Genomic DNA, 1214 nt, shown 5'->3' with positions numbered 1-1214 from the left:
TGTAATGACCCAGTGATTTCCTGCTCAGGTGTTACGTTTAGACGGAGACACCCATGAGCATCGTGATGGACGAAGAGATCAAACGCTGGACGGCACGGCGGAAGTCGGCGCTGGTACTGGAGATCATCCAGGGCAAGACGAGCGTGTCGGAGGCAAGTCGGCAGTTCGATCTGCCGCCGTCGGAGATCGAGAGTTGGGTCGAGGACGGCAAGCGCGGGATGGAGAACGCGCTGCGTGCCAAGCCCGAGGACGTGCGCGAGCAGTACGAGCGCCAGCTCAAGGAGCTGCAGGAAGCCTACGGCGAAGCCATGCTGGAGCTGCGTGCGCGAAAAAAATTGGCGTCCCTGTTGGGCAAGGACGAGACCTGATGGTCGCGATCCAGCAGGGACTGCGGACCGATGGTGTCGCGGTGTCGATGGCCAAACTGTGCCGCTGGTTCGACGTGCCGCGGCGCACGATGTACTACCGGACCGTGAAGGCGGCGCCGACGGTGCGGTCGGAACTGGCGGCACCGATCAAGCAGCTGATCGAAGCCGAGCCGTCCTTCGGCTACCGCACGGTGGCCGGCTTGCTGGGCATGAACAAGAACACGGTCCAGCGCATCTTCCAGCTAATGGGCTGGCAGGTGCGCAAGCGGGCCGTGGGCATGCGGCCACGGATTCAGGCCTTGCCGTCGGTGGCCACGGCCCCGAACCAGCGCTGGGCGACGGACCTATGCCGGATCTGGGGCGGGCGTGACGGCTGGCTCACGTTGGCCCTGGTGATCGACTGCCACACACGACAGCTGCTGGGCTGGCAACTGTCGCGGACCGGTCGGGCGACGACCGCAGCCGCGGCCCTGGAACAGGCCTTGATCACACGCTTCGGCACGCTCGGTCGGGTACCCGAGCCGTTCCTGCTGCGCTCGGACAACGGACTGGTCTTCACCAGTCGCCAGTACACACGACTGGTCCGCAGCTACGGCCTGCAGCAGGAGTTCATCACGCCGCACTGCCCACAGCAGAACGGCATGATCGAACGCTTCATCCGTACGCTTAAGGAGCAGTGTGCACACCGACACCGCTTCGAAAGCCAGCAGCATGCAATGCGAGTGATCGGCGACTGGATCGCGTTCTACAACCACCGGCGTCCGCACCAAGCGCTGGGGATGAAGACACCCGCTGAGGCTTATGCTTTAGCGGCCTGACCTGCGCAGGAACTGCTGGGTCATTACA

At 63.9% G+C, this 1214-nt stretch carries 2 protein-coding genes; both read left to right on the top strand.

The window, feature by feature from the left end:
• Positions 1–53 precede the first annotated feature (53 nt).
• Entirely contained in the window at positions 54–368 is a 315-nt protein-coding gene (locus AC3G2C_RS19770) for a transposase (protein ID WP_488386340.1), read from the top strand.
• Positions 368–1186, top strand: a complete 819-nt coding sequence (locus tag AC3G2C_RS19765; protein ID WP_488386339.1) for an IS3 family transposase — start codon at positions 368–370, stop codon at positions 1184–1186. The genes AC3G2C_RS19770 and AC3G2C_RS19765 overlap by 1 nt, the downstream gene beginning before the upstream one ends.
• Positions 1187–1214 lie beyond the last annotated feature (28 nt).

This window comes from Frateuria sp. sgz306004 (assembly GCF_057750885.1).
The sequence above is the reverse complement of the archived record's forward strand: the minus strand, read 5'-3'. Positions and strand labels throughout refer to the sequence as shown.